The sequence below is a fragment of the Bacteroides intestinalis DSM 17393 genome (assembly GCF_000172175.1).
GTDB lineage: Bacteria > Bacteroidota > Bacteroidia > Bacteroidales > Bacteroidaceae > Bacteroides > Bacteroides intestinalis.
On record NZ_ABJL02000007.1, the window covers coordinates 791,780 to 816,067 of the forward strand.

General features: G+C 44.6%; 16 protein-coding genes. 9 read left to right on the top strand and 7 right to left on the bottom strand.

From position 1 onward, the window contains the following. Positions 1-10 precede the first annotated feature (10 nt). Entirely contained in the window at positions 11-514 is a 504-nt protein-coding gene (locus BACINT_RS06915; RefSeq protein ID WP_007661708.1) for a KdsC family phosphatase, read from the top strand. Here the strand turns inward: BACINT_RS06915 and BACINT_RS23305 are convergent. From BACINT_RS23305 to BACINT_RS06940, 5 genes are all read right to left on the bottom strand, one after another. Beyond that, positions 489-1,481: a glycosyltransferase gene (locus BACINT_RS23305; RefSeq protein ID WP_007661709.1), complete on the bottom strand. Its 993-nt coding sequence runs from the start codon at positions 1,479-1,481 to the stop codon at positions 489-491. The two genes, BACINT_RS06915 and BACINT_RS23305, sit on opposite strands and share 26 nt — an antisense overlap. Positions 1,482-1,493: 12 nt before the next feature. Beyond that, positions 1,494-2,507 (bottom strand): glycosyltransferase family 2 protein, encoded by a 1,014-nt coding sequence (locus tag BACINT_RS06925; protein ID WP_007661710.1) that lies wholly within the window; start codon positions 2,505-2,507, stop codon positions 1,494-1,496. Further along, the gene (locus BACINT_RS06930; protein WP_007661711.1) at positions 2,507-3,952 is read right to left on the bottom strand and encodes a lipopolysaccharide biosynthesis protein; all 1,446 of its coding nucleotides are present in this window, start codon (positions 3,950-3,952) and stop codon (positions 2,507-2,509) included. The genes BACINT_RS06925 and BACINT_RS06930 overlap by 1 nt, the downstream gene beginning before the upstream one ends. Before the next feature lie 3 nt (positions 3,953-3,955). Next, positions 3,956-5,995, bottom strand: coding sequence for a methionine--tRNA ligase (gene metG / locus BACINT_RS06935; protein WP_007661712.1), 2,040 nt, complete (start codon positions 5,993-5,995; stop codon positions 3,956-3,958). A 256-nt stretch (positions 5,996-6,251) separates the two neighbouring features. Then, a complete protein-coding gene (locus BACINT_RS06940) occupies positions 6,252-7,184 on the bottom strand; it encodes an acyltransferase family protein (RefSeq protein ID WP_007661717.1) in 933 nt (310 codons plus the stop codon). 494 nt (positions 7,185-7,678) lie between these two features. Here BACINT_RS06940 and BACINT_RS06945 point away from each other — a divergent pair, with 494 nt between their 5' ends. Further along, positions 7,679-8,371: an HAD family hydrolase gene (locus BACINT_RS06945; RefSeq protein ID WP_007661724.1), complete on the top strand. Its 693-nt coding sequence runs from the start codon at positions 7,679-7,681 to the stop codon at positions 8,369-8,371. A 99-nt stretch (positions 8,372-8,470) separates the two neighbouring features. Further along, complete coding sequence (locus BACINT_RS06950) at positions 8,471-9,607, top strand: AAA family ATPase (RefSeq protein WP_007661726.1); 1,137 nt, start codon at positions 8,471-8,473, stop codon at positions 9,605-9,607. Between the two features lie 9 nt (positions 9,608-9,616). On the opposite strand, the gene BACINT_RS06955 is transcribed toward BACINT_RS06950, so the two are convergent. Continuing rightward, entirely contained in the window at positions 9,617-11,077 is a 1,461-nt protein-coding gene (locus tag BACINT_RS06955) for a vWA domain-containing protein (RefSeq protein WP_007661728.1), read from the bottom strand. Next, positions 11,049-12,659, bottom strand: a complete 1,611-nt coding sequence (locus tag BACINT_RS06960; protein WP_007661729.1) for an AAA family ATPase — start codon at positions 12,657-12,659, stop codon at positions 11,049-11,051. The genes BACINT_RS06955 and BACINT_RS06960 overlap by 29 nt, the downstream gene beginning before the upstream one ends. Positions 12,660-12,840: 181 nt before the next feature. Between BACINT_RS06960 and BACINT_RS06965 the strand changes: the two genes are divergently transcribed. The 6 genes from BACINT_RS06965 (at position 12,841) to BACINT_RS06990 (ending at position 24,223) form a co-directional block, all read left to right on the top strand. Then, positions 12,841-13,296, top strand: coding sequence for a radical SAM-associated putative lipoprotein (locus tag BACINT_RS06965; protein ID WP_229036214.1), 456 nt, complete (start codon positions 12,841-12,843; stop codon positions 13,294-13,296). After that, positions 13,289-14,359 carry a TIGR04133 family radical SAM/SPASM protein gene (locus tag BACINT_RS06970; protein ID WP_007661735.1) on the top strand — a complete coding sequence of 357 codons (1,071 nt, stop codon included), beginning with the start codon at positions 13,289-13,291 and terminating at the stop codon, positions 14,357-14,359. Before BACINT_RS06965 ends, BACINT_RS06970 begins: the two co-directional genes overlap by 8 nt. Positions 14,360-14,571: 212 nt before the next feature. Further along, positions 14,572-16,635: an acetate--CoA ligase family protein gene (locus BACINT_RS06975; protein ID WP_007661737.1), complete on the top strand. Its 2,064-nt coding sequence runs from the start codon at positions 14,572-14,574 to the stop codon at positions 16,633-16,635. An 18-nt stretch (positions 16,636-16,653) separates the two neighbouring features. Further along, positions 16,654-20,829, top strand: a complete 4,176-nt coding sequence (locus BACINT_RS06980; RefSeq protein ID WP_007661739.1) for a hybrid sensor histidine kinase/response regulator transcription factor — start codon at positions 16,654-16,656, stop codon at positions 20,827-20,829. 100 nt (positions 20,830-20,929) lie between these two features. Further along, positions 20,930-23,092 (top strand): alpha-N-acetylglucosaminidase, encoded by a 2,163-nt coding sequence (locus BACINT_RS06985; protein ID WP_044154925.1) that lies wholly within the window; start codon positions 20,930-20,932, stop codon positions 23,090-23,092. Positions 23,093-23,116: 24 nt separating this feature from the next. Then, entirely contained in the window at positions 23,117-24,223 is a 1,107-nt protein-coding gene (locus BACINT_RS06990) for an acyltransferase family protein (protein ID WP_044154817.1), read from the top strand. Positions 24,224-24,288: the final 65 nt, after the last annotated feature.

Consider the following 24,288-nt stretch of genomic DNA (forward strand, 5'->3'; position numbering starts at 1 on the left):
TTATTGAATTATGTTGCCGAAATTAGTGATTACCGATATTGATGGTGTGTGGACCGATGGCGGAATGTATTATACTGCTGAGGGAGATGTTATGAAACGTTTTTCAGTGAAAGATGGTTGGGGGGTGATATTCCTGCATAAATTGGACATACCTGTTGCCATTATGACCGGAGAAAATTCACAAATCGTTCAGAAGCGTGCGGATAAGCTGAAGATCAGCCATTGCTATATAGGCGTGAAAGATAAAGTCGCTCAGGCCGAAGAAATCTGTCGGGAACTGGGTATCACACTGGATGAGGTTGCCTTTATCGGTGATGATTTGAATGACTTGCCTTTACTGCGGAAAGTAGGCTTTAGTGCCTCTCCTTGCAATACTCCTGACTATGTGAAACAGGAAGTAAAATACGTAACGGTTGCTCACGGTGGGCATGGTGCTTTCCGTGAGTTCGTAGAAAAGATATTGCAAGACAATGGAGCATTGCAGTCGGTTATTGCATCTTGCCTGGAGCGTTGAGTTGTACTTTGGAAGGACGAATAATTCCTAATCCGTAATCGCGAATAAAGAATAAGGGCAAGAAGAAACTTTTTAAGATACAGAGAACTCCTTTGTCTTTCTGAGGGAACAGTTCGTTCCTGTAATGGACACAAATCAATCCGGCCTTGATTATCTCATACAGGGTTCCTGTTTTCATGCATGCAATTACCTGGCGGTCCGGTTTAAATTTAAATTGAATTCGTTGATACAGACGAAAATACTCGCGGCTGATTTGACGCTTCGTGTGGTCGTGCAAAGCACATAATGCAGTATAATAACCATACAACTTATTCTTGTTTGCCTGTCTGCTCGTAAAGGTGCTTGCGTTTTCGTGCCTGCGCCAGTGTACAAGTACTTGGTTGATGTATTTTACATCTCCCATGCTGCTGCATAGTGTGTAAACGAGGCTGTCGTATGATACATTATATGTTTCGAACTGGTGGATAAGCGGAAGCACTTCCCGACGAAAAAGAATCTGATGCCCGTATGCTTTAGGGTTGACAAGTACACTAAGGGGATGCGGATGTTCTCCCCAATCCTTTTTGTGCAGCAGTCCCATATTCGGATTCTTTTGATTAAACAATACCGAATTGTGAAAGATAAGCGTGGAATCTCCGATCTCTCTGATCAGGATTTCTATTTTGTTCGTTTCCCATATATCATCCTGATCGGCACTGGCTATATAGTATCCATTTGCCTTTTGGTAGGCTGACAGGAAATTCTGATTATATCCCAGTCGCCTTGAATTCTGGAACAAATGAATGATGCCAGGGTATCTTTCCTGATAATCATGAATGATTTCAAGGGTGTTATCAGTAGATAAGTCATCCTGGATAATGATTTCTATGGGAGAGTAGGTTTGGTTTAGGAGAGACATTAATTGCTCTTTTAAATATCTCTCTCCATTGTAAGTGCACATTACAATGGAAACAGTTTTATTTGTCATTTTTGCGTGTCTTTAAGAATGCTCAATTGCCTTGATAATTTCTTCTTTTTCCGGTGTGGAGAATGTACAGGGGTAGCTTTGCATACCTCGTACCGCTTTCAATCCTTTCTGATTATATCTCCAGTTAGCCAGTCTGTTTACCCAACGTAACAGGGGATGTTTATGAGTGAACTCCATAATCTTCCTTTTGCCGGAGATTTCGGCAGTGTCTTTAGGCATGTCGCTGATGCTGCAAATAAAGGAGAAAGCATCTTCAAGCGTGTCACCTTCCCGGGCTGCCAGTAATTCTGATAACGCCAGAAGGAAACCTTGATATTCCTCCCGATATTTATGAGAAGTTTTGATAACTGAAACAGGTACGGTGGTTTCGGCTGCGGAACCTGTAATATGTTCGCGGGCACTGTAGAAGTAGGGCAGTGTGGCATATTTGCCGAAGATGAGCGCAGCGTGATTAAAGAACTCTTCCGCTAGGAAAAGGTTGCGGAAGCGCAGGCTTCCATCCGGGTTGAAACAAGCTGCATACATCCTTTGAAAAGCCCGTGTCCGGATGACGGAGTAGAGCAATGAGGCATACATGTTCTTCTCTTGCAAAAGTCTTTCCCGGGGAGTCTCGCCCGTTACTTGTTTATCGAAGTAGCGGATATAGCGAGGGTAGAATGATATTTTCCCTTTACGGGGAGTGAAGGTCAGGTAATGTCCCTGTGCAGTGCTGTAATCAGGGTGTTCGTCCAGAAAGGCAGTCATTTGTGCAATGCCGGAAGGGACAGCGAAATCATCATCAGCACAATAAAGTACATAGGGTGTACTAATCATGGGGAGCACCTCTTTCAGTTTCAGTAGGAAATGCAGTTTAGGGCGGTGCAGATAAGTGATGTCCGGGTACTTCTCCGCATCGGCAAACGGATGGTCGGATGAGTCGGGAACAAGAATCTTGATATCTGTGCGGCTATAGTAGTCGAGCAATCTGCGCAAGCGCTTGGGACGGTTGTGCGCAGGGATGATTACAGTTACATTTTGCAGTGTCATTATTGTATGGTTTTCTTTTTAAACAGATATTGAAGGCTTTCCCTGAATACGATCGACTTCAGGCTCCACATCAGGAATATGTAGAGTGAGGCGGCTAAAGCGACTTTCACTAATAAGGAGAGATAGATATTCTTCACATAACCTGCCACCCAGTAAGTAAAAGTCATTACGGCTACAGATATAATGAGGTAGGGAGCTATATCCTTCAGTGTATTAAACAGGGAAATTCCGATATGTTTATGAGCAAAATAATGCCAGATAAGTAGCCAGAAGATATTGGCTGCTGTATAGACTATCAGCATGACATTCAGTCCGTACGGGTAACTACCCCACACGCATAATAGCTGGAAGATGCCCAGTGCGATGGTGTTCCACATGTATATGTTCGGTCGGCCGATACTGTTCATCAGGTTGGAGTAAAGAGTTGAAATAGGCATGAAGGCCCCCCATACGCACAGTATCTGCATGACGGGTACACAGGGTAGCCATTTCTCTGTGATGCTTATTACAATCAGTTCCTGCGAAACAATGGCGAGCCCCAGCATAGCGGGGAAACTGACAAAGGCGGTGAAGCGCATCAGCTTGCGGAATATGTTTTGCAAACGCTGCGTATCTTCCGAGGCTTCTCTGAATACAGGTTGCCCTACGCTGTTTATCATTCCGAAAATGGTGGAATATCCCATTGTTGTCCATTTGCTTCCCTGTGAGTAGTAACCGGCTTGCTGGATGGTGTAGAAACGTCCCAGCAATGCGGAGAAGATGTTGTTATTGATATGAGTGAAGAGCGAGGTAAAGAGTAATTTACTGCTGAAAGGCAATAATTCCCGCAATGGGTGAAAGCGGAACGAAAAAGTAGGTCGCCAAGGAGAGAATATCCAAAGCAAGATGGTGTTGGTACTGACGTATACAACGGTTTGTACGGCAATTCCCCAGTATCCCCAGCCATGGTAGGCACAACTGACACCTGTAATACCCGAAATGAGGATGGCGGCTATCTGTATCTGACTACGCTCTTTTACCATGAGATTACGGAAAAAGTAAGCCGTAGGGGCAGTACCGAAACTTCCGATGAAGAAACTCAGAAATTGGAAACGGGCCAGCCGGGTAAGCTCGGGGGTATGGTAGAAGTCAGCGATAAAGGGGGCACAAAGAAAAAGTATGAGGTAAAGTGATGCACCGATACTGATGTTGAACCAGAATACGGAATTATAATCTTCATGCTTTACCTCCTTCTTATTGACAAGTGCCAGGATGAAACCACTCTCCGAGAAAATTCCGGCCATGGCAGAGAAGATGGTCAATACGGCCACCATACCATAGTCTGTTGTAGATAACAACCGGGCAAGGAATATGCCGAAGACGAGGTTTAGCAGTTGCATGGCCCCGTTGCCTATTCCGCCCCAGAATAATCCTTTTGCTGTTTTCTCTTTGAGTGACGCTTCCATTAATTACTTCACTTCGCTACCGGGTTTCACTTCTTTCATGGTAGTAACCACGGAGAGTGAACCGTCAAAATTCTCGGCAGAAAGGATCATACCTTCACTGACGATACCTTTCAACTTGCGCGGAGCAAGGTTGGCCACGAAGCATACTTGCTTGCCTACCAGCTCTTCCGGATTGTAATGCTGTGCAATACCGCTGACAATGGTACGGTTCTCCAATCCATCGGCAATCTTGAATTGCAGCAATTTATCGGCTTTAGGAACTTTCTGGCATTCCAATACGGTACCTACGCGAATATCCAGTTTCATGAAGTCATCGAACTCAATGTTCGGGCGGATGGGGTTGGCTTTGTAATTAGCTTCCTCATTGGCCTTCTTTGTATCGAGCAATTTCTGTACCTGTGCTTCGATAACGCTGTCCTCTATCTTTTCGAACAGTAGTTCAGGTGTCGCTAATTGGTGACCGGCCGGCAATAGATCAGTGCTGCCCAGAGTAGCCCAGTCAAAACTGTCCATGTTCAGCATGTTACGCAACTTCTCGCTGCTGAACGGCAGGAACGGTTCGAATGCAATGGCCAGATTGGCAACCAGTTGCAGGGAGATATTCAGGATAGTGGCTACACGATCCATATCCGTCTTGGCGATCTTCCAGGGTTCGGTATCTGCCAAGTATTTGTTTCCGATGCGGGCCAGGTTCATGGCTTCCTTCTGTGCATCGCGGAACTTGAATACATCCAGTAGCTTTTCTACTTCTGCTTTTACGTCAGAAAATTCTTTCAATGTTTCGCGGTCGTAATCCGTAAGTTCACCGGCAGCAGGCACTACACCATCGAAATACTTTTTGGTGAGTTGCAGGGCACGGTTCACGAAGTTACCATAAACAGCCACTAACTCATTGTTATTGCGTGCCTGGAAGTCTTTCCAGGTGAAGTCATTATCTTTTGTCTCAGGTGCATTGGCAGTCAGCACATAGCGAAGCACATCTTGCTTACCCGGGAAGTCTGCCAGATATTCGTGCAACCATACAGCCCAGTTGCGTGAAGTAGAAATCTTATCACCTTCCAGATTCAGGAATTCATTACTCGGTACATTGTCCGGTAAGATGAAACTACCTTCCGCTTTCAACATGGCAGGGAATACGATGCAGTGGAATACGATATTATCTTTACCGATAAAGTGGATCAGACGTGTTTCGGGGTCTTTCCACCAGGTTTCCCAAGTGTCGGGCAACAATTCTTTCGTATTGCTGATGTAACCGATAGGGGCATCGAACCATACATATAACACTTTTCCTTCTGCACCTTCTACAGGCACCGGAATACCCCAGTCGAGGTCACGGCTTACTGCACGCGGTTGCAAACCCATGTCAAGCCAGCTTTTGCATTGACCGTATACGTTGGGACGCCACTCTTTATGGTCTTCCAAAATCCATTGGCGCAACCAGCTTTCGTGTTGGTCGAGCGGCAGGTACCAATGCTTTGTTTCACGCATTACAGGCTTACTTCCACTGATGGCACTTTTCGGATTAATCAGGTCTGTGGGGCTGAGGCTTGTACCACACTTCTCGCATTGGTCGCCATAGGCACCTTCTGCATGGCAGTGGGGGCATTCGCCCGTAATATAGCGGTCGGCAAGGAAAGTTTTGGCTTCCTCGTCGTAATACTGCATACTGGTTTTCTCGATGAATTCACCTTTGTCATACAGCTTGCGGAAGAATTCCGAAGCAGTGTCGTGGTGAGTTTTTGAAGTCGTACGACTGTATACATCGAATGAAATGCCGAACTCTTTGAATGATTCTTTGATAAGTGTATGGTAACGGTCTACTATATCCTGCGGCGTCACGCCTTCTTTCTTGGCGCGTATGGTGATGGGTACTCCGTGCTCGTCCGAACCTCCGATAAAGATTACATCTTCTTTTTTCAGTCTCAGATAGCGAACGTAGATATCAGCGGGTACATAAACTCCTGCCAGGTGTCCGATATGAACCGGTCCGTTAGCGTAGGGCAATGCCGACGTAACGGTAGTGCGTTTGAATTTCTTTTCCATTGTGATATATGTATCTCTTTTGTTATGAGCGCATTTTGGTGTGCAAAGATAGCAGTTTTCCACTCAAAGAAAAAGAGAAGACAATGAAATATCCAACTACATGTGGCAGAAATTTATATTTATTGGTGGCTTAACTGGAATAATATCAATATCGGATTACTGTCTTCGCTCCATCATTTCTTGTCTCAAAGATAGGCTTTTTTATCAATGATTGCAATATTACAGAATTGGTTTTTCAATCCTGGATTTCTTCTTGTTAATTTAATATTGCATCTTGTCCAAAGAAGAAGCGTGAAAAATGTAGTTTATCCATGCTCCATGCTATTACTATACATCCACTCACGGTGATTGCAACGGATATGATCATAAAAAGTATTCCGGTGGGTTCAAAGAATAAAAATGGTAGGAACATCTTGCATAATATTGTGAAAAGAGGGGAGAAGAGAAATATGACAAGAGTATTTCTACCTATAAAATAAGAGCATTGCCTGATCCCCTTGGATAGATAACTGTGTGCATATAGTGATATAATGATAGCCAGATAAGTAATAGTGATACCTGCCAGCGTCCCTCTGTTCAGATTGTCTGGAAAACAGCAGAGTAGTATCATGGGGGCAAGGGCAAGAAGCGATGGCTGAAAGATGCGGATAAATGGTAATTTGCTTTGTTTAATGATTACCCCTGCAAGGAAGTAAATGGCATTGGCAAGCACTATAATTCCACCCCAGTATGATACTGCGAATAGACCAAGACCCAATAATATTACCTGTGATATTGTTTTCATGCGGGTATAGCGGAAAGTCAGGTAATATAGTAGACTACAGATAATAAGCGTGTGGAGATACCAGTAGGGACCCAATGGCTTTATAAATATCTTATGCAATAAAATGCTTGAACTGATTTCCGGTACATTTTCTCTCACGGGTAAGATATGCGACATGAGTACGTAACCTGTTTCCAGACACAGATAGGGAATGAAAATCCATAATAGTTTTCTCATAAAGCTTTTGATATCTTTCTGTACATTAGTCAAATAACCGGATATGATTAGGAAAGCGGGCATGTGGAACGTGTATACGATCTGTTTGATATAAGGATATTTATCTCCTATATATACCAGGTGGAAAGCAACCATTAGAAGGATAAGAATGCTTTTCAGATAGTCTAATTCTTTAATGCGATGCTCCATAGATTGAGTTTTGTATGTTATTGCAAGAATAGCATCCCGATCTCATAAAGGTAATGATTCGTGATAGTTTAATAAGTCTTATATTTGTGTGTAATTTCGTTGCTAATGCTTTCGCCTATACAAAAATAGATAGCTTTTTATAAAAAACAGGATAATAATACTTCTTTATGATAATGTAACTATATTTTAAAATATATATATAAGTATTATTAGAGCTATCTTCCAATCATATTTGAACCGTACCTGAGCTATATCAGAACCATATTTGCTCCGTACTTTCTCCATCTGGAAGTACCTCTGGGTGGAGAAAGTGCGGGGTTGGTACGGAGCAAGTATGTCTCAAGTATGTTCCGTGCAGCTTTTTGAGTTATCTTTTGGATAGAAAGGCGTTAAAAAATGTTCCTCATTTGCTTTGCTCGATATTTATTCCGTGTTTTGTATAACGTAAAACATGTAACGTAAAGTGCGTAATACTATTTATAAAAATAGAGAAGATGAAACATGCTATTAAAGTCATCGCTTTCGATGCAGATGATACCCTTTGGAGTAACGAGCCATTTTTTCAAGAAGTGGAACGAAAATATACAGACTTACTGAGTGAATACGGAAGTACTGAAGAGATTTCGGCAGAGTTGTTTAAGACAGAAATGGGAAATTTGGAATGTTTGGGCTATGGTGCCAAAGCATTCACCATCTCAATGGTTGAAACAGCTTTGCGGGTGAGTGGACAGAAGATTTCAGCAGAGAAGATACAGCAAATAATTCTTTTAGGTAAATCTCTGCTCCAGATGCCGATTGAATTGCTACCCAGTGTGGAAGAAACTCTGAAAGCTTTGAAAGAACAAGGGGACTATCGCCTGGTAGTGGCTACGAAAGGTGATTTGTTGGATCAGGAGCGTAAATTGCAACGTTCCGGACTGATGCCTTATTTTGATCACATTGAAATAATGTCTGATAAGACGGAGAAAGAATATACTCGCCTGCTGCAAGTCCTTCAGGTCGCTCCGGAAGAATTCCTGATGATCGGTAATTCTTTGAAATCCGATATTAAGCCGGTACTGGCTATCGGGGGATACGGAGTATACATTCCTTTTGAGGTGATGTGGCAGCATGAGGTGGTGGATACATTCAACCATCCCAGACTGAAACAGATGAAAAATCCGATGGAATTGTTGGGCTGGCTTTAATAATACAGGTTAAATGTTTGCGCCTATTTGCTTTATCCAATATTTATTCCGTATTTTGTGTTACGTAAAAAGTGTAACGTAAAATATGTAATACTGCTTATGAAAGCTCAGAAGATACAACCCCGGAATCCTTTTTTAGTGTATGGTTATGCGAGTCCTCGTTATTTCTGTGATCGTGAAGCTGAGACACAACAGATATTGTCGGCTTTGGAGAATGAACGAAACCTGACATTGATAGCACCTCGCCGTATGGGTAAGACGGGATTGATAAAAAATGTCTTCTATACCCTGCAAGAGCAGAAGCCGGAAGTTGCCTGTTTCTATATGGATATTTTTGCCACGCGCGATTTATCCTCTTTGGTTCGTTTGTTGGCAAAGACTGTATTAGGGCGACTTGATACACTCAGTGAGAGTGCTTTGCATAAACTTACCTCCTTTTTTCGTTCCTGTCGTCCGGTGATCAGTGCGGATGAGTTGACGGGAGTTCCTACAGTTACGTTAGACTTTGTTGCCGATAAGTCTGAACAGACATTGAAGGAAATCTTCGATTATATGGCTGCTTCCGGTAAGAGTTGTTATCTGGCTATTGATGAGTTTCAGCAAATCACTTCTTATCCTGAGGAAGGCACGGAAGCGTTGCTTCGTTCTTATATCCAGTTTATCCCGAATGTCCGTTTTATTTTTGCAGGTAGCAGCCAGCATTTGATGCAGGAGATGTTTGTTTCCGCCAAGCGTCCTTTCTATCAGAGTACTCAATTGATGGTGCTTCGTGAGATTGATGAAGAGTCCTATTATCGGTTTGCAAGGAACTTTTTTGAGTTGCAGGGGCAAAAGTTGGATAAATCTGTATTTCATTGGATATATAGCCGCTTTGAGGGACATACCTGGTATATGCAGGCAATGCTGAATCGGTTGTATGAGCGAAATGAATCGGTTGTAGATGCCACTCAGGCAGAACAAGTGTTGATGGGACTCCTTGAAGAAAATACGCCTGTTTATCAGAATCTGATCATTATGTTGACAGACAATCAGCTGGCGCTGATGAAAGCTATCGCGCATGAAGGGAAAGTAACGGCACCCAATAGTGGAGAGTTTATTTTGGGGCATGGGCTGAAGACTCCGAGCAGTGTCAATGCAGCTTTGAAATCGTTGGTGGAGAAAGAGCTTGTTTATAAATCTGCTGACGGATATATGGTTTACGACCGTTTTATGGGGATGTGGCTGTTGCGGAACTGACGAGCCGGTCTAATATTTACGGTCTACGTGATACTCTACTCGGTAGATATGATCGAAATGTTCCGTCCATTCGTTCGGGGCAATGCCGATTTGCAGACCGTAAAAGCGAGTACCCTTTTCACGGTGTACACTCATTTGTTCTAATAATTCCGGTTTACATTCAGGGATGCGATAATCGCTGATAAGTAAGACATCTGCATTCATGTAGCGGTTTTCATCAAGCATTCTGAAAGTGTCTTTCAGCATTTGGGTGGCATCTGTGTCTCCACTAAAAGGATGGCTGAAGAATTCCATTAGTTTCAATCGGTCGCGTCGTATATCAATGGTTTTGGTAGACACGGAGAATGAAATCAGAAAACATTCCCTGTTTTGAAGTTCTGCGATCTCTATGAGCTTTATCAGTAGGGAATTAGCCATCTTCTCCGGTTTTCCGGTCATGCTGCCCGAGGTGTCGAGGCATACAATCATAGGGCCTTTCAGGACTGCCGGTTTTACTTCCAGACGTCTGCAGGGTTGCATGATTTCCGATTTGTAACGGAAGGTTTGCAACTTCTGTGTGAAGTATTTCAGCATAAAGACATCTTGCAGTTCATTGTCTGCATAGTATAGCAGTTCCGAAGGGAGCAGGGCATTCAGGTCGTTGCCGATGGTGACACCCAGAATATCACTCTTTTGAGAGTGAGCCAGTTTGTAGGTACTGCCTTCCGTCACATATACTTGTTTGCTACCCTCATCGTCGGCTATTCGGCCCATGCGGTTGGCTACTTTCAGCAGTTCGGGGTATTCCTTTTGCAGTTTTACAATCTTCCGGATATTCTCAAAATCTATGGTATTCCATAGTCCGTTCATCATGCTCCATGCCTGATAGAACTCTTCTTTATCCACTTGGTGCTCTTCCAGATATTCCGGTATCTTATTCAGGCTGGTTTTTAGTTTCTTTTCCAGAAAGTCCTTCTTGATATCCAGGTTTTTCTCTTTCTGCTCCTGTTGCTTTTGATGAAAAGAATCTTCCCAATCTTTCAGCATTTTCTCCCAGACAGTAGAGTCATGCTGCTTATCTTTATCTCCGAACATGTGTTCGTAGAACGGTTCATCGAAAGCATTTTCTTTATAATCGTCTTTGATTTTTCTTAATAATGCTTGCCAACCGTCCCGCTTCTCCTTAACCCAGTTCAAGGCACTTCCCATTTCTCCAAGTTCAGATTGAGCTCTTTGCATCTGGAACTTTTCCTGTTCAAGAAACTGCCAGACAAACTGCGTGGTGATGTCATAGAATATGCGTGCACGGACCTCATCGCCTAACACCAGAACTCTGATGGAAGGATTGTTCATGATGGCCAGTAGATAGAGCAACAAGGGATCTTCCGTTTCGCCGTATAGAGTCTTGGCGCATTCTCCTGTTTGCACAAATTTCTCGACTATCTTTGTATAGAAGTGGATGTCATACTTCTTTTTGGTTAGCCCCGCCATATTGTTGCAAATTGAATTGTAACTTTTCCTCTTCGATCTCTACATTCCGCAGTCTTTTTAATACTTCGTCCGAGTAGCGGGTGATTAACTCTTTATCAGCCGGTGTGACGAACAGATTGTCCGTACATAAGGAACTGGTAAAGGTTGATAGTTGTTGGAAGAGTTGATTCAACTCGTTCCGGTAATTGCGGAGAGTGATCTGAGGCAATTTGTCGAACAGGTTTTGGGAAGATTTGCCGGATGTAGGGAGTGTTTTTTCTCCTTTTTTCCTTTGGCTCATCGGATATCGCACACCGTCTATCAACAGGTATTCTGTTCCTTCCCTGTACAGGTTTACCCGTTGCTGGGAGGCAGATGATGAGGGCGTTCCGCCCGGGTAACAACGAATGATGGAACGTCCCGGATTCAATGGGTCGGGATAGATAACAGCTTGTTTCGGTGCATTTTCTTTCTTCTGTTCCTTCAGAGCCAGATAGTCTACGGCAAAGATGTATGTATGGCCTGTTCCGTGTTCCTCTACATGGTAATAGAAGTAGTCTGTAATTTCCAGTTCATTCCTGGGGGAACAGTTGTTCTTGAAGTCTTCCAAAGCCTGGCGTACACGGCTGATCCGGATGTCGCTTTTAATCGCTTCAGTGATTTCTTCCATTTTTTCCAGGCAGGAGGTGAATAGCTCCCGGATGACCAGTTGATGAATCGGCTCACATTCATCTGCTTCATTCCACAAACAATGGTATAGGGGCAGCAAGTCTGATGAGTTGACCTCTGTACGTCCGTTAATGAAAGCTGAGGCTTTCAGCAATTGTACAATGTTTTTCCAGCGGCGGTCGCTTATATATACGTTTCGGGCAGTGCCTTCATCATCCAGTAGAAGCCGTTTCAGTTGGCGGCGAACGTTAGTAATGTAGTGCAGAATCTCGGCAGATAGTGAAATCCGGTTGATCCGTCCGCGCCAGTCTGCATATTCTTCTTCACTGATTTGCAGTTCTGAAGGCACGTTTATTTCTTTATCGTTGTCATCGAGCAGCATGTTGTAAAAAGTCTGTTCGTCCTTTACACAGGTGCAGATGATACGCAGCAGGAACCGATCCCACAGAGCCTCAAGTCCTTCGCCGTGTGCTGGTAACTCGTTACTGGCGGCAATCAGAAGTTTTAGTGGTAACTTAATTTCGCTATCGCCATTCCGATAGATTTTCTCGTTGATGGCGGTGAGCAATGAATTTTGTATGGCAGGTCCCGCTTTCCATATCTCATCCAGAAACACTACGCTTGCCGTAGGCAGATACCCATCAATGGCACGTTCGTATTTATCAAACTCTTTCAGTCGGTTGATGCTGATAGGACCGAATATCTCGTCGGGAGTAGAAAAGCGTGACATCAGATATTCAAAAGCTTTTGCTCCCTTAAAGGCAGATTTTAGTCTACGCGCCACCATGGACTTAGCTATCCCCGGAGGACCCAGCAAGAGAACACTTTCGCCTGCCAATGCTGCCAATAGTGACAAGCTGAGTTCAGTATCCTTCTCGTAAACCCCTTGGTTGATGGCGGTTAATAGTTGTTGTATTCTGTTTCTGATGTCCATAATTCTTCTTATTTACACTTCATTTTAGGTATGAAGCTTCAAAGATATGAAATCTTTATACGGAATACTGACAAATATTTTGAATTATTGCAGATAAAAAGTTATCTTTGGTGCAGTATTCCCAAAAGAACAGCATTTTACAAAAAGGATATCTAATTTAAGAATGAACATGAGAAATGCTATGAAAATGAAGGAAGAGAAGAAACGATGGTTACATTTCTATAACCGGATATTGTCCGGAGTATTGGTCTTACTCGGTTTTAATGCATGTGACGGGACGGGGGCTGATGAATATGGAACACCTTATTGCCGTTTTGAGATTAAAGGTAAGGTACTCGATGAACTACGCGAACCTGTAAAGGATGCAAGGGTTATCGTAAAGGAACTTACGTCGGATGGAGAACCGATGGGAGCTTATTACACTGATACTCTGTATACTCAAGAGAATGGAGAGTTTCGATTCTTAAATGAGCAGGCAGGTGGCTATGGTAAATATCGCTTAGTGTGTGAAGATTCACCGGGTATTTATAAAGCAGACTCAACTGACATAAAAATGGAACCGACAGGTGGCAAAGGCTGGTATCAAGGCAGTGACACTAAAGAAGTAGATTTTGTACTGAAGAAAAAGAATGAATAATCTTTCATTACGTAAACAGCTTGCTCTGGAAATAAACCGGAAAATCTGGAATAACCTGAAAGAACTGCACCCTCTGAAGCAGCTCTTCTGGGAGTGTACTTTGCGCTGTAATCTCCACTGCAAGCATTGCGGAAGCGACTGTAAACGAATGGCGGCAGTGGAAGATATGCCTGCTGAAGATTTTTTGCGTACTATCGATTCCATTACTCCTTATGTAAATCCCAATAAAGTAAGTATCATCATCACTGGTGGAGAACCCCTGATGCGGGAAGACCTGGAAAAAGTCGGGCTGGCCCTCTACCGTCGTGGTTATCCGTGGGGCATGGTCTCCAATGGACTTTATCTGACAAAGGAACGCTTGCAACGTCTCATGGCTGCCGGATTGCATTCCATAACTATCAGTCTGGATGGTTTTGCCGAAGATCATAATTGGTTGCGGGGACATCCTGAGAGCCATCATAATGCTTTGGAAGCCATAAAGATGCTGGTACATGAACCGGAGCTGACCTGGGATGTGGTGACCTGCGTTAACCGACGTAACTACCCTTATCTGGACGAATTAAAAACATCTCTTTATAAAATAGGCGTTCGCCAATGGCGGATGTTTACTATCTTTCCGGTTGGCCGTGCTGCTTCGCATCCTGAGTTCCAGCTGACAGATGAAGAATTTACCGGACTTATGGACTTCATTAAAGAAATCCGTAAGGAGGGAAAGATACATTTGAGTTATGGCTGCGAAGGCTTTCTCGGCAAGTACGAAGGAGAAGTACGCGATAGCTTCTTTGCTTGTAATGCCGGTGTTACTGTCGGTTCTATCCTGATAGACGGTTCTATCTCTGCTTGTCCCAGTATCCGGAGTGATTTTCATCAAGGGAATATCTATCGGGACAATTTTATGCAGGTATGGGAAGAACGCTTCCAGCCATTCCGTAACCGCGATTGGATGAAAAAAGATGCTTGTGGCGATTGTTCCTTCTTCCGTTATTGCGAGGGTAACGGGATGCATCTTCGTGATGAAAACGGTAATCTCCTGTTTTGTCATTCAAAGAGATTAGCTCCTTGATTTATTTTAGTAACGCTTAAAAATCGTTTGGTACATCAATGATAATTTATCTCCCATTTTATTATCGGCTATTACTAAATTATTTTTCTCCTATTGGGAAAAAATAAATCAGTCTATTCTTCCTCTTCGTATTTCTTTTGTTTTCCGATTGCAGGATTGCATAAAAGGTGTATATTTGTGACATCGTATCCTGAACTTAAAGTGAATAAACTATGATAACAAACCAATTGCTTCGTCCTGCCAGTATTGTAGTGGTGGGAGCATCCAATAATGTGCACAAGCCGGGAGGCGCCATCTTGCGTAATCTTATTAACGGTGGCTATACCGGAGAACTCCGTGCCGTAAACCCCAAAGAGACAGAAGTACAAGGTGTAACAGCTTATGCCGATGTGAAGGATATTCCCGATACGGATATGGCTATACTTGCCATTTCGGCACAGATGTGTCCGGATGCTGTGGAGGTGCTTGCTGCTGAAAAGCAGGTACGTGCGTTTATCATCCTTTCCGCCGGGTTTGGTGAGGAGACACATGAGGGTGCGTTGCTGGAAGACCGTATTCTGGAAACGGTGAATAAGTATGGAGCTTCCCTGATAGGGCCGAATTGCATTGGACTGATGAATACCTGGCATCATAGTGTGTTCAGCCAACCCATCCCGCAACTGCATCCACAAGGAGTCGATTTGATATCCAGTTCCGGTGCGACCGCCGTTTTCATTCTGGAGAGTGCCGTAACGAAAGGTTTGCAGTTCAACTCCGTCTGGTCTGTGGGAAATGCGAAGCAGATAGGTGTGGAAGACGTATTGCAGTATATGGACGAGAACTTCCAGCCGGACAAAGATTCTAAAATCAAATTACTCTATATCGAAAGTATCGGTGACCCCGACCGCCTGTTGTTCCATGCTTCTTCTTTAATTAAGAAAGGTTGTAAGATTGCCGCCATCAAGGCTGGCAGTAGTGAGAGCGGGAGCCGTGCGGCATCTTCGCATACAGGAGCCATTGCCAGTTCGGACTCGGCAGTGGAAGCTCTGTTCCGTAAAGCCGGTATTGTACGTTGCTACTCACGCGAAGAGCTGACTACAGTAGGATGTATCTTTACCCTTCCGGAATTGAAAGGGAAGAACTTCGCTATCATTACTCATGCCGGAGGTCCGGGCGTTATGCTGACTGATGCATTGAGTAAAGGCGGACTGAATGTCCCTAAACTGGAAGGCCCGGTTGTAGATGAACTGAAAGGAAAACTCTTTCCCGGTGCGGCTGTAGGAAATCCGATTGATATCCTGGCTACGGGAACTCCCGATCATCTCCGGCTCTGTCTGGAATACTGCGAAGAGAAATTCGATACGATAGATGCCGTTCTGGCTATTTTCGGTACGCCGGGACTGGTTACCATGTTCGAGATGTACGATGTGCTGCATGAGAAAATGCAGAGTTGCAGTAAACCTATCTTCCCCATTCTCCCTTCTATCAATACCGCCGGAGCAGAAGTTGCCGCTTTTCTTGCTAAAGGTCATGTGAACTTTGCTGATGAAGTGACGCTGGGCACAGCCTTGTCACGTATCATGAATGCTCCCCGCCCTGCTGCCAATGAGATCGAACTCTTTGGTGTGGATGTGCCGCGTATTCGCCGTATTATAGATTCTATTCCCGAAGACGGGTATATCCAGCCGCATTATGTGCAGGCGTTGCTTCATGCTGCCGGTATTCCTATCGTTGAAGAATTTGTGTCTTCTAATAAAGACGAAGTACTGGCCTTTGCCCGTCGTACAGGTTTCCCCGTGGTGGCAAAGGTTGTGGGGCCTGTTCATAAATCCGACGTCGGTGGCGTAGTGCTTAATATAAAAGGAGAACAGCATCTGGCGTTTGAATTTGAACGTATGATGCAAATTCCCGAAGTGACGGGGATACTGGTACAACCTATGCTGGCAGGTACGGAACTTTTTGTAGGTGCCAAGTATGAAGCTAAATTCGGTCATGTGGTGCTCTGCGGTTTGGGTGGTATCTTTGTGGAAGTGCTGAAAGACGTTTCTTCTGGTTTGGCACCACTTTCGTACGAAGAGGCTTACTCTATGATTCATTCTCTCCGCGCTTACAAGATTATCAAGGGAACGCGCGGACAGAAAGGGGTGAATGAAGATAAGTTTGCTGAGATTATCGTACGCCTCTCCACTTTGCTACGCTTTGCTACAGAGATTAAAGAAATGGATATTAATCCGCTTTTGGCTACGGAGAAACATGTGATTGCAGTGGATGCCCGTATCCGGATAGAAAAGAAGTAGCTCGTAACTTGAATTCATATGAAACAGCGTATCCTGATGTTCCTCATTTGTCTGATGCAGCTTCCCCCGCTTTTTTCGGAAAGCATGGATCGTTTTTTCAGCCAGTACAACTTTAAGTTTATTACTGAAACTGCAGGGTTACCCTATAGTTTTGTGAGTGATATCTTCAAGGACTCCGAAGGATATGTATGGGTTGCTACGCATTACGGAATAGGTCGCTATGACGGTTATCAATTCCTGAACTATGGCACTCAAACGGAACCGATATGTCTCAAGAACGACTTTGTTCATAAGGTCTGCGAAGATAACTTCCGGCGCCTTTGGATAGCCTCCGAGGGTGGCATTGACATTCTCAGCCTGGATACTTATGCTTTGGTGGAGTTGTCTGTTCCCTCAGACAGTCCGCTACAAAAGTTGATGAATGAAAACGTAAGTACGGTTTACAAAGACAAGCAAGGTGATGTCTGGATTTCCGCTAACAAGGATTTGTGGTGTATAGAGCTGGATACCGAAGGAGCTATAAAGAATTACTATCATCTGGAGAGTGAGTGTGCTTCTCCGGTGCATGCTGTCACCGATCTGGGGTGGACCGTTTGTGCAGGTATTGACAATGAAGTGTGCCGCATCACGAAACATGAAGGACACCTCCTGAAAGTGGAGAAACTGTCTGACAGCCTGGTTTCTTTCAGTGAAGATTGGCGGATCTCCTGTATGCAGGTAGACGGCGATTTGTTGTGGATTGGCTCTAACCGTGGCTTATTCAAATACCACCATGCCGGGCAAAGTCTGAAACGCTATCGTTACTCCACCCACCGCCCCGGGATGTTGAGCCAGGCTTATATAACGGATATCAAACTGACGGAACGGGGACACCTGATTGTATCCACCCTTAACGGACTGAATGTCTATGATAAAGACACGGATACTTTCTCGTTCATTCGTCAGACCAGTGAACGAGTGGGAGTTACCATCAACTGCAATGCCATCAACTGCCTGTTTACCGATGGTGAGACCATTTGGCTGGGTACTGAAACCGGTGGCATCAACCTGCTTTCTCCGAAGCGGCTTCAGACAAAACTGTGGACGTGTGGGAGTGCGGATACCGAAAACGATGCCCCTACGCCTGTGAATGCGGTGGATGAAGACAAAAACGGAAATCTTTGGGTTGCCCTGGTAGAGCGCGGTTTGTTGAAGTGGAATGAAGATAGTAAATCTTGTGTCCACCACCTCTTTTCTCCTAATGACATAACCTCTGTCAGCAACAATACCTTGATGGGTATCCTGATAGACTCCGATAACCGCCTGTGGGCATATACTTGGGGTGTGGGGATTAATGGGATCGACCTGAATATCCCCAATAACCGTACCTTCAAACGCTATACCCGCGAGAATATTCCTGAATTGGAAGGCGATTTTATCAACAGTGCCTGTGAAGATGTGATTAATCATGGAATATGGTTCGGTTCCACGCGCGGAGTACACTTCTACGACAAGCGGAAGGATACTTTCGTTCGTGTACTGTTCGATCAGTCTGATAATGAGTTTGAGGCCATCTATGCTTTACTGATTGACAGCAAGAAACGCCTCTGGGTAGGTACTACACAAGGTGTCTTTATCGTGGACCTTGCTTCTTTTGCCAAGTCGAATAAACGTTTTGATTATAAGTATCTCAAGTATAAACTGGATAATCCGCAGTCCACTCAACTGGAAAAGATCAACAGTATTCTGGAAGACAAAAACGGTACCATCTGGCTGGGTGGTAATGGAAGCGGCTTGTATCAGTTGACGAGTGACAAGAATAATCATTTTGTATTCAGAAACTATACGACGCGCCACGGGCTGCCTAATAATACCATTATCGGCATGGCGGAAGACGGACAGGGAAACTTGTGGCTGACTACGAACGATGGAGTATCCCGGTTGAATATCCAGTCAATGACATTCAGCAACTATACGCAGGCCGATGGATTGCCTGCTACCCAGTTTTATTGGAATGGTATCCATTACTCGGAAAGGCATGATTTTATTTATATGGCAACCATAGACGGACTGGTTATTATCCACCCTGACGATGAGGCTTCACAGCCTGCGGATTCGCATGTGAAACTTTCTTCCCTGGCCATTGGTGGAAATATGATTTATCCTTCCAGTGGTGATTATCTGAAAAAAAATATCACTCTTGCTTCTGGTATTTTTCTGCATGAACGGGAGAACCGTTTCTCCATAGGTTTTACTACGCAGAATTATGGAAACAGTAGCCGTATCCGTTTTGCTTATCGTCTGCAGGGGTACGAGGAGGAATGGAACGAAACTCAGCCGGGTGATGGCATGGCCCGGTATACGGCTGTTCCGCCGGGAAACTATACATTGCAGGTTCGTGCAACGGATGAGCTGGGACGTTGGTCGGAAGAAACGACCGAAATAAAAGTCGGAATCACGCCTTATTTTTATAAGTCCGGTTGGTTCTACCTGCTTCTTGCCATAGCCATTTGCTTTGCTATCTATTTATTCTATAAGCGCAAGACCCGGAGCTATCGTGAACAGAAAGCACGACTGGAAAAGGAAGTGGAACTGCGTACGCAGGAACTGGCTGTCCAAAACAAGCAATTGGAGACCATGGCCCAACACGTGAAAGAGATTACGGAAGAGAAGATTGCCTTCTTTACAAATATCACGCATGAGTTCCGCACTCCGGTTACATTGATTCACGGTCCCATTGAGCATGCCCTGAAGGAGACACAGGACGAGGCGGTGAAGGCACAGTTACAGATAGCTGAACGGAATTCACGGTATTTGCTCTCCCTAGTCAATGAACTGATGGACTTCCGAAAACTGGACATCGATAAAGTGGTGTTGGATAAGCGCTCCTCGAATTTTGTCGAGTTCTTATCTGAGTTGCTGATACCTTTCAGGGTTTTTGCAAAGGAGAGGCAGATTGATATATGCACTTATTTCCGATTGGAGAATCCTTTCCTGATGATTGATCCCGGATATATGCGTAAGGTGCTGGTTAATCTGGTTTCGAATGCCATTAAGTTTACGCCCGATGGTGGTCGCATTGATATATTTGTGGCATCCATTAAGGGTGAAGGCGGAGAGAAGTTGCTCTATATGAATGTATGTGATACGGGACACGGTATTGTGACAGAAGACATGGAGAAGATTTTCGACCGTTTCTATCAATCTAAGAAGAGTATGAAATATCCGGTTTACGGGCAGAGTGGTACGGGTATCGGTCTTTTCCTGTGTAAACGGATTGTATACTTGCATGGGGGAGAAATTTTTGCCCGTAATAATCCCGGGCGAGGGGCTTCATTCCGTATGTTGATGCCGTTGGTTTCCGGTGAACAAGTGGGAACAAGAGGAGAAATAGTGGAAGATCCCGGTACTGTATACCTGCCGGATACCTTACAGCCGGAAGATACACAGAAGAAAGAGACCATCTTGATTGTGGAAGATAATAAGGATATGCGCTCGTATATCCGTACGTTGCTTGTAGGCGATTACCGTTTGTTTGAGGCAGGCGACGGGCAGGAAGCTCTTGAAATAGTTCAGAAGCATACGATAGATTTAATAGTTAGCGACCTGATGATGCCTGTGATGGATGGTATGGAGTTGTCCCGCCGCATCAAGGAGAATCTGGCCACTTCGCATATTCCGTTCCTTATGCTTACGGCACTTCGCTCGGATGTGCAGGAAAAGAGGAGCTTCGAAATAGGCGTGGACGAGTATCTCTGTAAGCCTTTCGATGAAGAAGTGCTCCGGCTTCGTATTCGCAATATCCTGAATTTACGGAGGAAATATAAGAAGATGTTCTCATCCAGCAGCAATGTGGAAGAGCTGCATGTAAAGGAAGAGTCGCGGGACAAGACATTCATTACGAATGCCGTCAACCTGATGAAGGAGCACTATGCCGATGCGGAATATAACCTGGAACGTTTTGTGCGTGATATGGGATATAGCAAGACGCTCGTCAACAAGAAAATGCAGGACCTCACAGGGCAACCTATCGGACAGTTTATGAAGAATTACCGTCTGAACGTGGCGCAACGGATTATACAGGAAGGATCTGGAGACATCAATGTTTCGGAGATAGCATACGCTGTAGGTTTTAATGACCCGAAGTACTTCACTAAGTGCTTCAAAGAGTTCTTTGGGTATTTACCGAGTTCGAAACTGGGAAAGAAGGGGTAAGGTAGCTCGTTTACTATATTCGTCCCAAACTTTTCTATTTTCTCCTTATATAATAAAATAAACGCCTACTTTTGCACATCACCCAGAAGTAATGAATACCATGAAAACCAAACTCTATTTAGTTATTTTGTTAGTAGTAGGCTTGTCTACTTATTTATCTGCCAACCCTGTTAATGGCTTGCTTGAAAGAATTGATAAGGGAGCATCTAAGAAATTTGTTATTGAACTCAATAAAGGTGCGGACGACTTTTTTGAACTGGATCAGAAAGGTAGTAAAGTTGTTGTCCGTGGTAATAACTATGTGAATATAGCGACAGGTATCAACTGGTATCTGAAATATTATGCCGGTATCCAGCTATCATGGAACGGTATGCAGGCATCGCTCCCCGTGGTACTTCCTCCCGTTACTCGGAAAGAGCGTCACGAAACGTCCCTCTCACTTCGTTATGATTTCAACTATTGCACCTACTCTTATACGATGGCTTTCTGGGATTGGGAGCGCTGGGAGAAAGAAATAGACTGGATGGCTCTGCATGGCATCAATCTTCCTTTGGCCGCTGTAGGGCAGGAGTGTATCTGGTTCAATATGCTCCAAAAACTGGGATATTCCAAAGAAGAAATAAACAGCTTTATAGCCGGCCCCGCCTTCCTGGCTTGGTGGGCCATGAATAATCTGGAAGGATGGGGCGGCCCCAATCCGGACTCTTGGTATGCACAGCAGGAAGCTCTGCAGAAGAAAATATTGAAGCGCATGCGTGAGTATGGCATTAAACCTGTATTTCCGGGATATTCCGGAATGGTTCCGCATGATGCTGACGAGAAGTTGGGACTGAACCTGACCAAGTCCGATCTGTGGAATGGCTTTACCCGTCCGGCTTTCTTGCAGCCCACTGATGCTCGTTTTGCCGAGATAGCCGATTTGTATTACCGGGAGCAGGAGAAGCTTTTCGGCAAGGCCGATTATTACTCTATGGACCCCTTTCACGAAGCAGAAAATGCCGCTTCGGTAGATTTCGATGCAGCCGGAAAGGCCATCATGACGGCTATGAAGAAAGTGAATCCGAAAGCCACCTGGGTAGTACAGGGTTGGACGGAGAATCCTCGCCCTGAAATGATAAAGAATATGCAGAACGGAGATCTGCTGATACTGGACTTGTTCAGTGAATGTCGCCCTATGTGGGGAATCCCTTCCATTTGGAAGCGCGACAAAGGTTATGAGCAGCACGACTGGCTTTTCTGTATGTTGCTCAATTTCGGCGGCAATGTCGGTCTGCACGGTCGCATGGATCAGTTGCTCAACAACTTCTATCTGACAAAGAACAACCCGTTGGCAACTCATCTGAAAGGTATCGGTCTCACCATGGAAGGCTCAGAGAATAACGCCATGATGTTCGAACTGATGTGCGAACTGCCTTGGCGCCCGGAGAAATTCACGAAAGAGGAATGGCTGAAAGATTATCTCTTTGCCCGTTACGGTGTGCGCGACGAGAAGATAGAACAGGCATGGACTCTGCTTGCCAATACTATTTATAACTGCCCCTTCGGAAATAATCAGCAAGGCCCTCATGAATCTATCTTCTGTGGACGTCCTTCGCTGAATAACTTTCAGGCATCGAGCTGGTCGAAGATGAAGAACTATTACGACCCCACTGTTACGGAAGAAGCTGCCCGGCTGATGCTGGAGGTAGCCGATAAATATCGTGGTAATAATAACTTTGAATATGACTTAGTAGATATTGTTCGCCAGTCCCTTTCGGATAAAGGGCGCATTGTTTATAACCGTACCATTGCCGACTTCAAGAGCTTTGATAAACGCAGTTTTGCCCGTGACTCCCGGAAATTCCTGGATATACTGCTGTTGCAGGATAAATTGTTGGGTACACGCAGTGAGTTTCGTGTAGGTCGCTGGATAGAGCAGGCACGCAAGTTGGGCACTACTCCCGAAGAAAAAGACTTGTACGAATGGAATGCCCGTGTACAGATAACTACTTGGGGCAATCGTGTTTGTGCTGACGACGGCGGTCTGCGCGACTATGCCCATAAGGAATGGAACGGCATTCTGCGCGATTTTTACTATAAACGTTGGGCGGCTTATTGGCAAACCCTCCAAGACCAACTGGATGGTAAACCCGAAGTGAAATTGGATTATTATGCAATGGAAGAACCCTGGACATTGGCGAAGAATCCGTATGGTTCAACTTCCGAAGGAAACTGTGTGGATGTGGCAAAGGAAGCATTTGAGAAAGTGTTTGAGAATGAGTGATTAGTGATTAACACCCTACAGATGATGGAAAATATTCAACCCCCAATTTCCGGCTATCCGCAGAAGAAGCGACTCTTGTCTCTCGACGTGTTACGTGGAATTACTGTTGTCGGAATGATTCTCGTCAATAATTCCGGTGGAAAGCTATCCTACGACTCCCTGCAGCATTCTGCATGGAATGGGCTGACGCTTTGTGACCTGGTCTTTCCGTTCTTTTTGTTCATCATGGGCATTTCCACTTACATTGCTCTGAACAAGTTCCATTTCCAGGCATCAGGTCCGGTGATCCGTAAGATACTGAAACGTACTCTTGTCATTCTGTGCATCGGCTGGGCCATTCATTGGTTTCACTTTATCTGTGAGGGCGATTTCTTTCCCCTTGCCCATCTCCGGCTTACGGGGGTGTTGCCACGTATCGCTTTATGTTATTGTGCCGTTTCTTTCGTAGCTCTGTATGTCAAGCCTAAGTATATCGGCTGGATGATCGGTTTCCTTATTATCGGATATGCCGTCTTGCTCGGCATTGGCAATGGATATACCCTCGATAGTACAAATATCCTGGCAATTATAGACCGGAATGTATTGGGTGCAGACCACCTTTATCATAAAAGTCCGATAGATCCGGAAGGACTTACCAGCACCCTTGCAGCTATTGCTCATACATTGATTGGCTTTTGTTGCGGGAGGATCATACTGGCTAAGGAAGCTTTGGAACAGAAAACCCTGAAACTGTTTGTGGCAGGCTTTATTCTGATGGCATGCGGTTTTGTGCTGACGGAGGCTTTGCCATTGAATAAGCGTATCTGGTCGCCTACCTTCGTATTGGTTACTTGCGGACTGGCTGCCATGCTTCAGGCTGTACTTATTTACTTCATCGATATGAAAGAGAAGAAGAACTGGTGCCGCTTTTTTGAGGTATTCGGAGTCAACCCTTTGTTTCTCTATGTACTCAGTGAGGTGGCGGCTATTGTTATCGGTGCCACCGGAAGCAAACCGATTGTTTACGAAGGGATACATTCATTGATAACCGATCCTTATCTGGCATCTGCCGTTTACGCTCTTGCTTTCACGTTGCTGATGGGAGCATGCGGCTATCCATTGTATAAAAAGAAAATCTATATAAAAATATAACATGAAACGGACGATCTATACATACTGCTCCCTATTATTGGTAACTGCCTTGCTGCCGGGTACCA

What these genes read in the sequence shown, in the direction of transcription:
- BACINT_RS06990 (WP_044154817.1), top strand. Translation starts at nt 23,117, where the DNA reads ATGGAAAATATTCAACCCCCAATTTCCGGCTATCCGCAGAAGAAGCGA.
- BACINT_RS06945 (WP_007661724.1), top strand. Translation starts at nt 7,679, where the DNA reads ATGAAACATGCTATTAAAGTCATCGCTTTCGATGCAGATGATACCCTT.
- BACINT_RS06975 (WP_007661737.1), top strand. Translation starts at nt 14,572, where the DNA reads ATGATAACAAACCAATTGCTTCGTCCTGCCAGTATTGTAGTGGTGGGA.
- BACINT_RS23305 (WP_007661709.1), bottom strand. Translation starts at nt 1,481, where the DNA reads ATGACAAATAAAACTGTTTCCATTGTAATGTGCACTTACAATGGAGAG.
- BACINT_RS06925 (WP_007661710.1), bottom strand. Translation starts at nt 2,507, where the DNA reads ATGACACTGCAAAATGTAACTGTAATCATCCCTGCGCACAACCGTCCC.
- BACINT_RS06985 (WP_044154925.1), top strand. Translation starts at nt 20,930, where the DNA reads ATGAAAACCAAACTCTATTTAGTTATTTTGTTAGTAGTAGGCTTGTCT.
- BACINT_RS06940 (WP_007661717.1), bottom strand. Translation starts at nt 7,184, where the DNA reads ATGGAGCATCGCATTAAAGAATTAGACTATCTGAAAAGCATTCTTATC.
- BACINT_RS06930 (WP_007661711.1), bottom strand. Translation starts at nt 3,952, where the DNA reads ATGGAAGCGTCACTCAAAGAGAAAACAGCAAAAGGATTATTCTGGGGC.
- BACINT_RS06915 (WP_007661708.1), top strand. Translation starts at nt 11, where the DNA reads ATGTTGCCGAAATTAGTGATTACCGATATTGATGGTGTGTGGACCGAT.
- BACINT_RS06980 (WP_007661739.1), top strand. Translation starts at nt 16,654, where the DNA reads ATGAAACAGCGTATCCTGATGTTCCTCATTTGTCTGATGCAGCTTCCC.
- BACINT_RS06955 (WP_007661728.1), bottom strand. Translation starts at nt 11,077, where the DNA reads ATGGCGGGGCTAACCAAAAAGAAGTATGACATCCACTTCTATACAAAG.
- BACINT_RS06950 (WP_007661726.1), top strand. Translation starts at nt 8,471, where the DNA reads ATGAAAGCTCAGAAGATACAACCCCGGAATCCTTTTTTAGTGTATGGT.
- BACINT_RS06960 (WP_007661729.1), bottom strand. Translation starts at nt 12,659, where the DNA reads ATGGACATCAGAAACAGAATACAACAACTATTAACCGCCATCAACCAA.
- metG (WP_007661712.1), bottom strand. Translation starts at nt 5,995, where the DNA reads ATGGAAAAGAAATTCAAACGCACTACCGTTACGTCGGCATTGCCCTAC.
- BACINT_RS06965 (WP_229036214.1), top strand. Translation starts at nt 12,841, where the DNA reads ATGAAAATGAAGGAAGAGAAGAAACGATGGTTACATTTCTATAACCGG.
- BACINT_RS06970 (WP_007661735.1), top strand. Translation starts at nt 13,289, where the DNA reads ATGAATAATCTTTCATTACGTAAACAGCTTGCTCTGGAAATAAACCGG.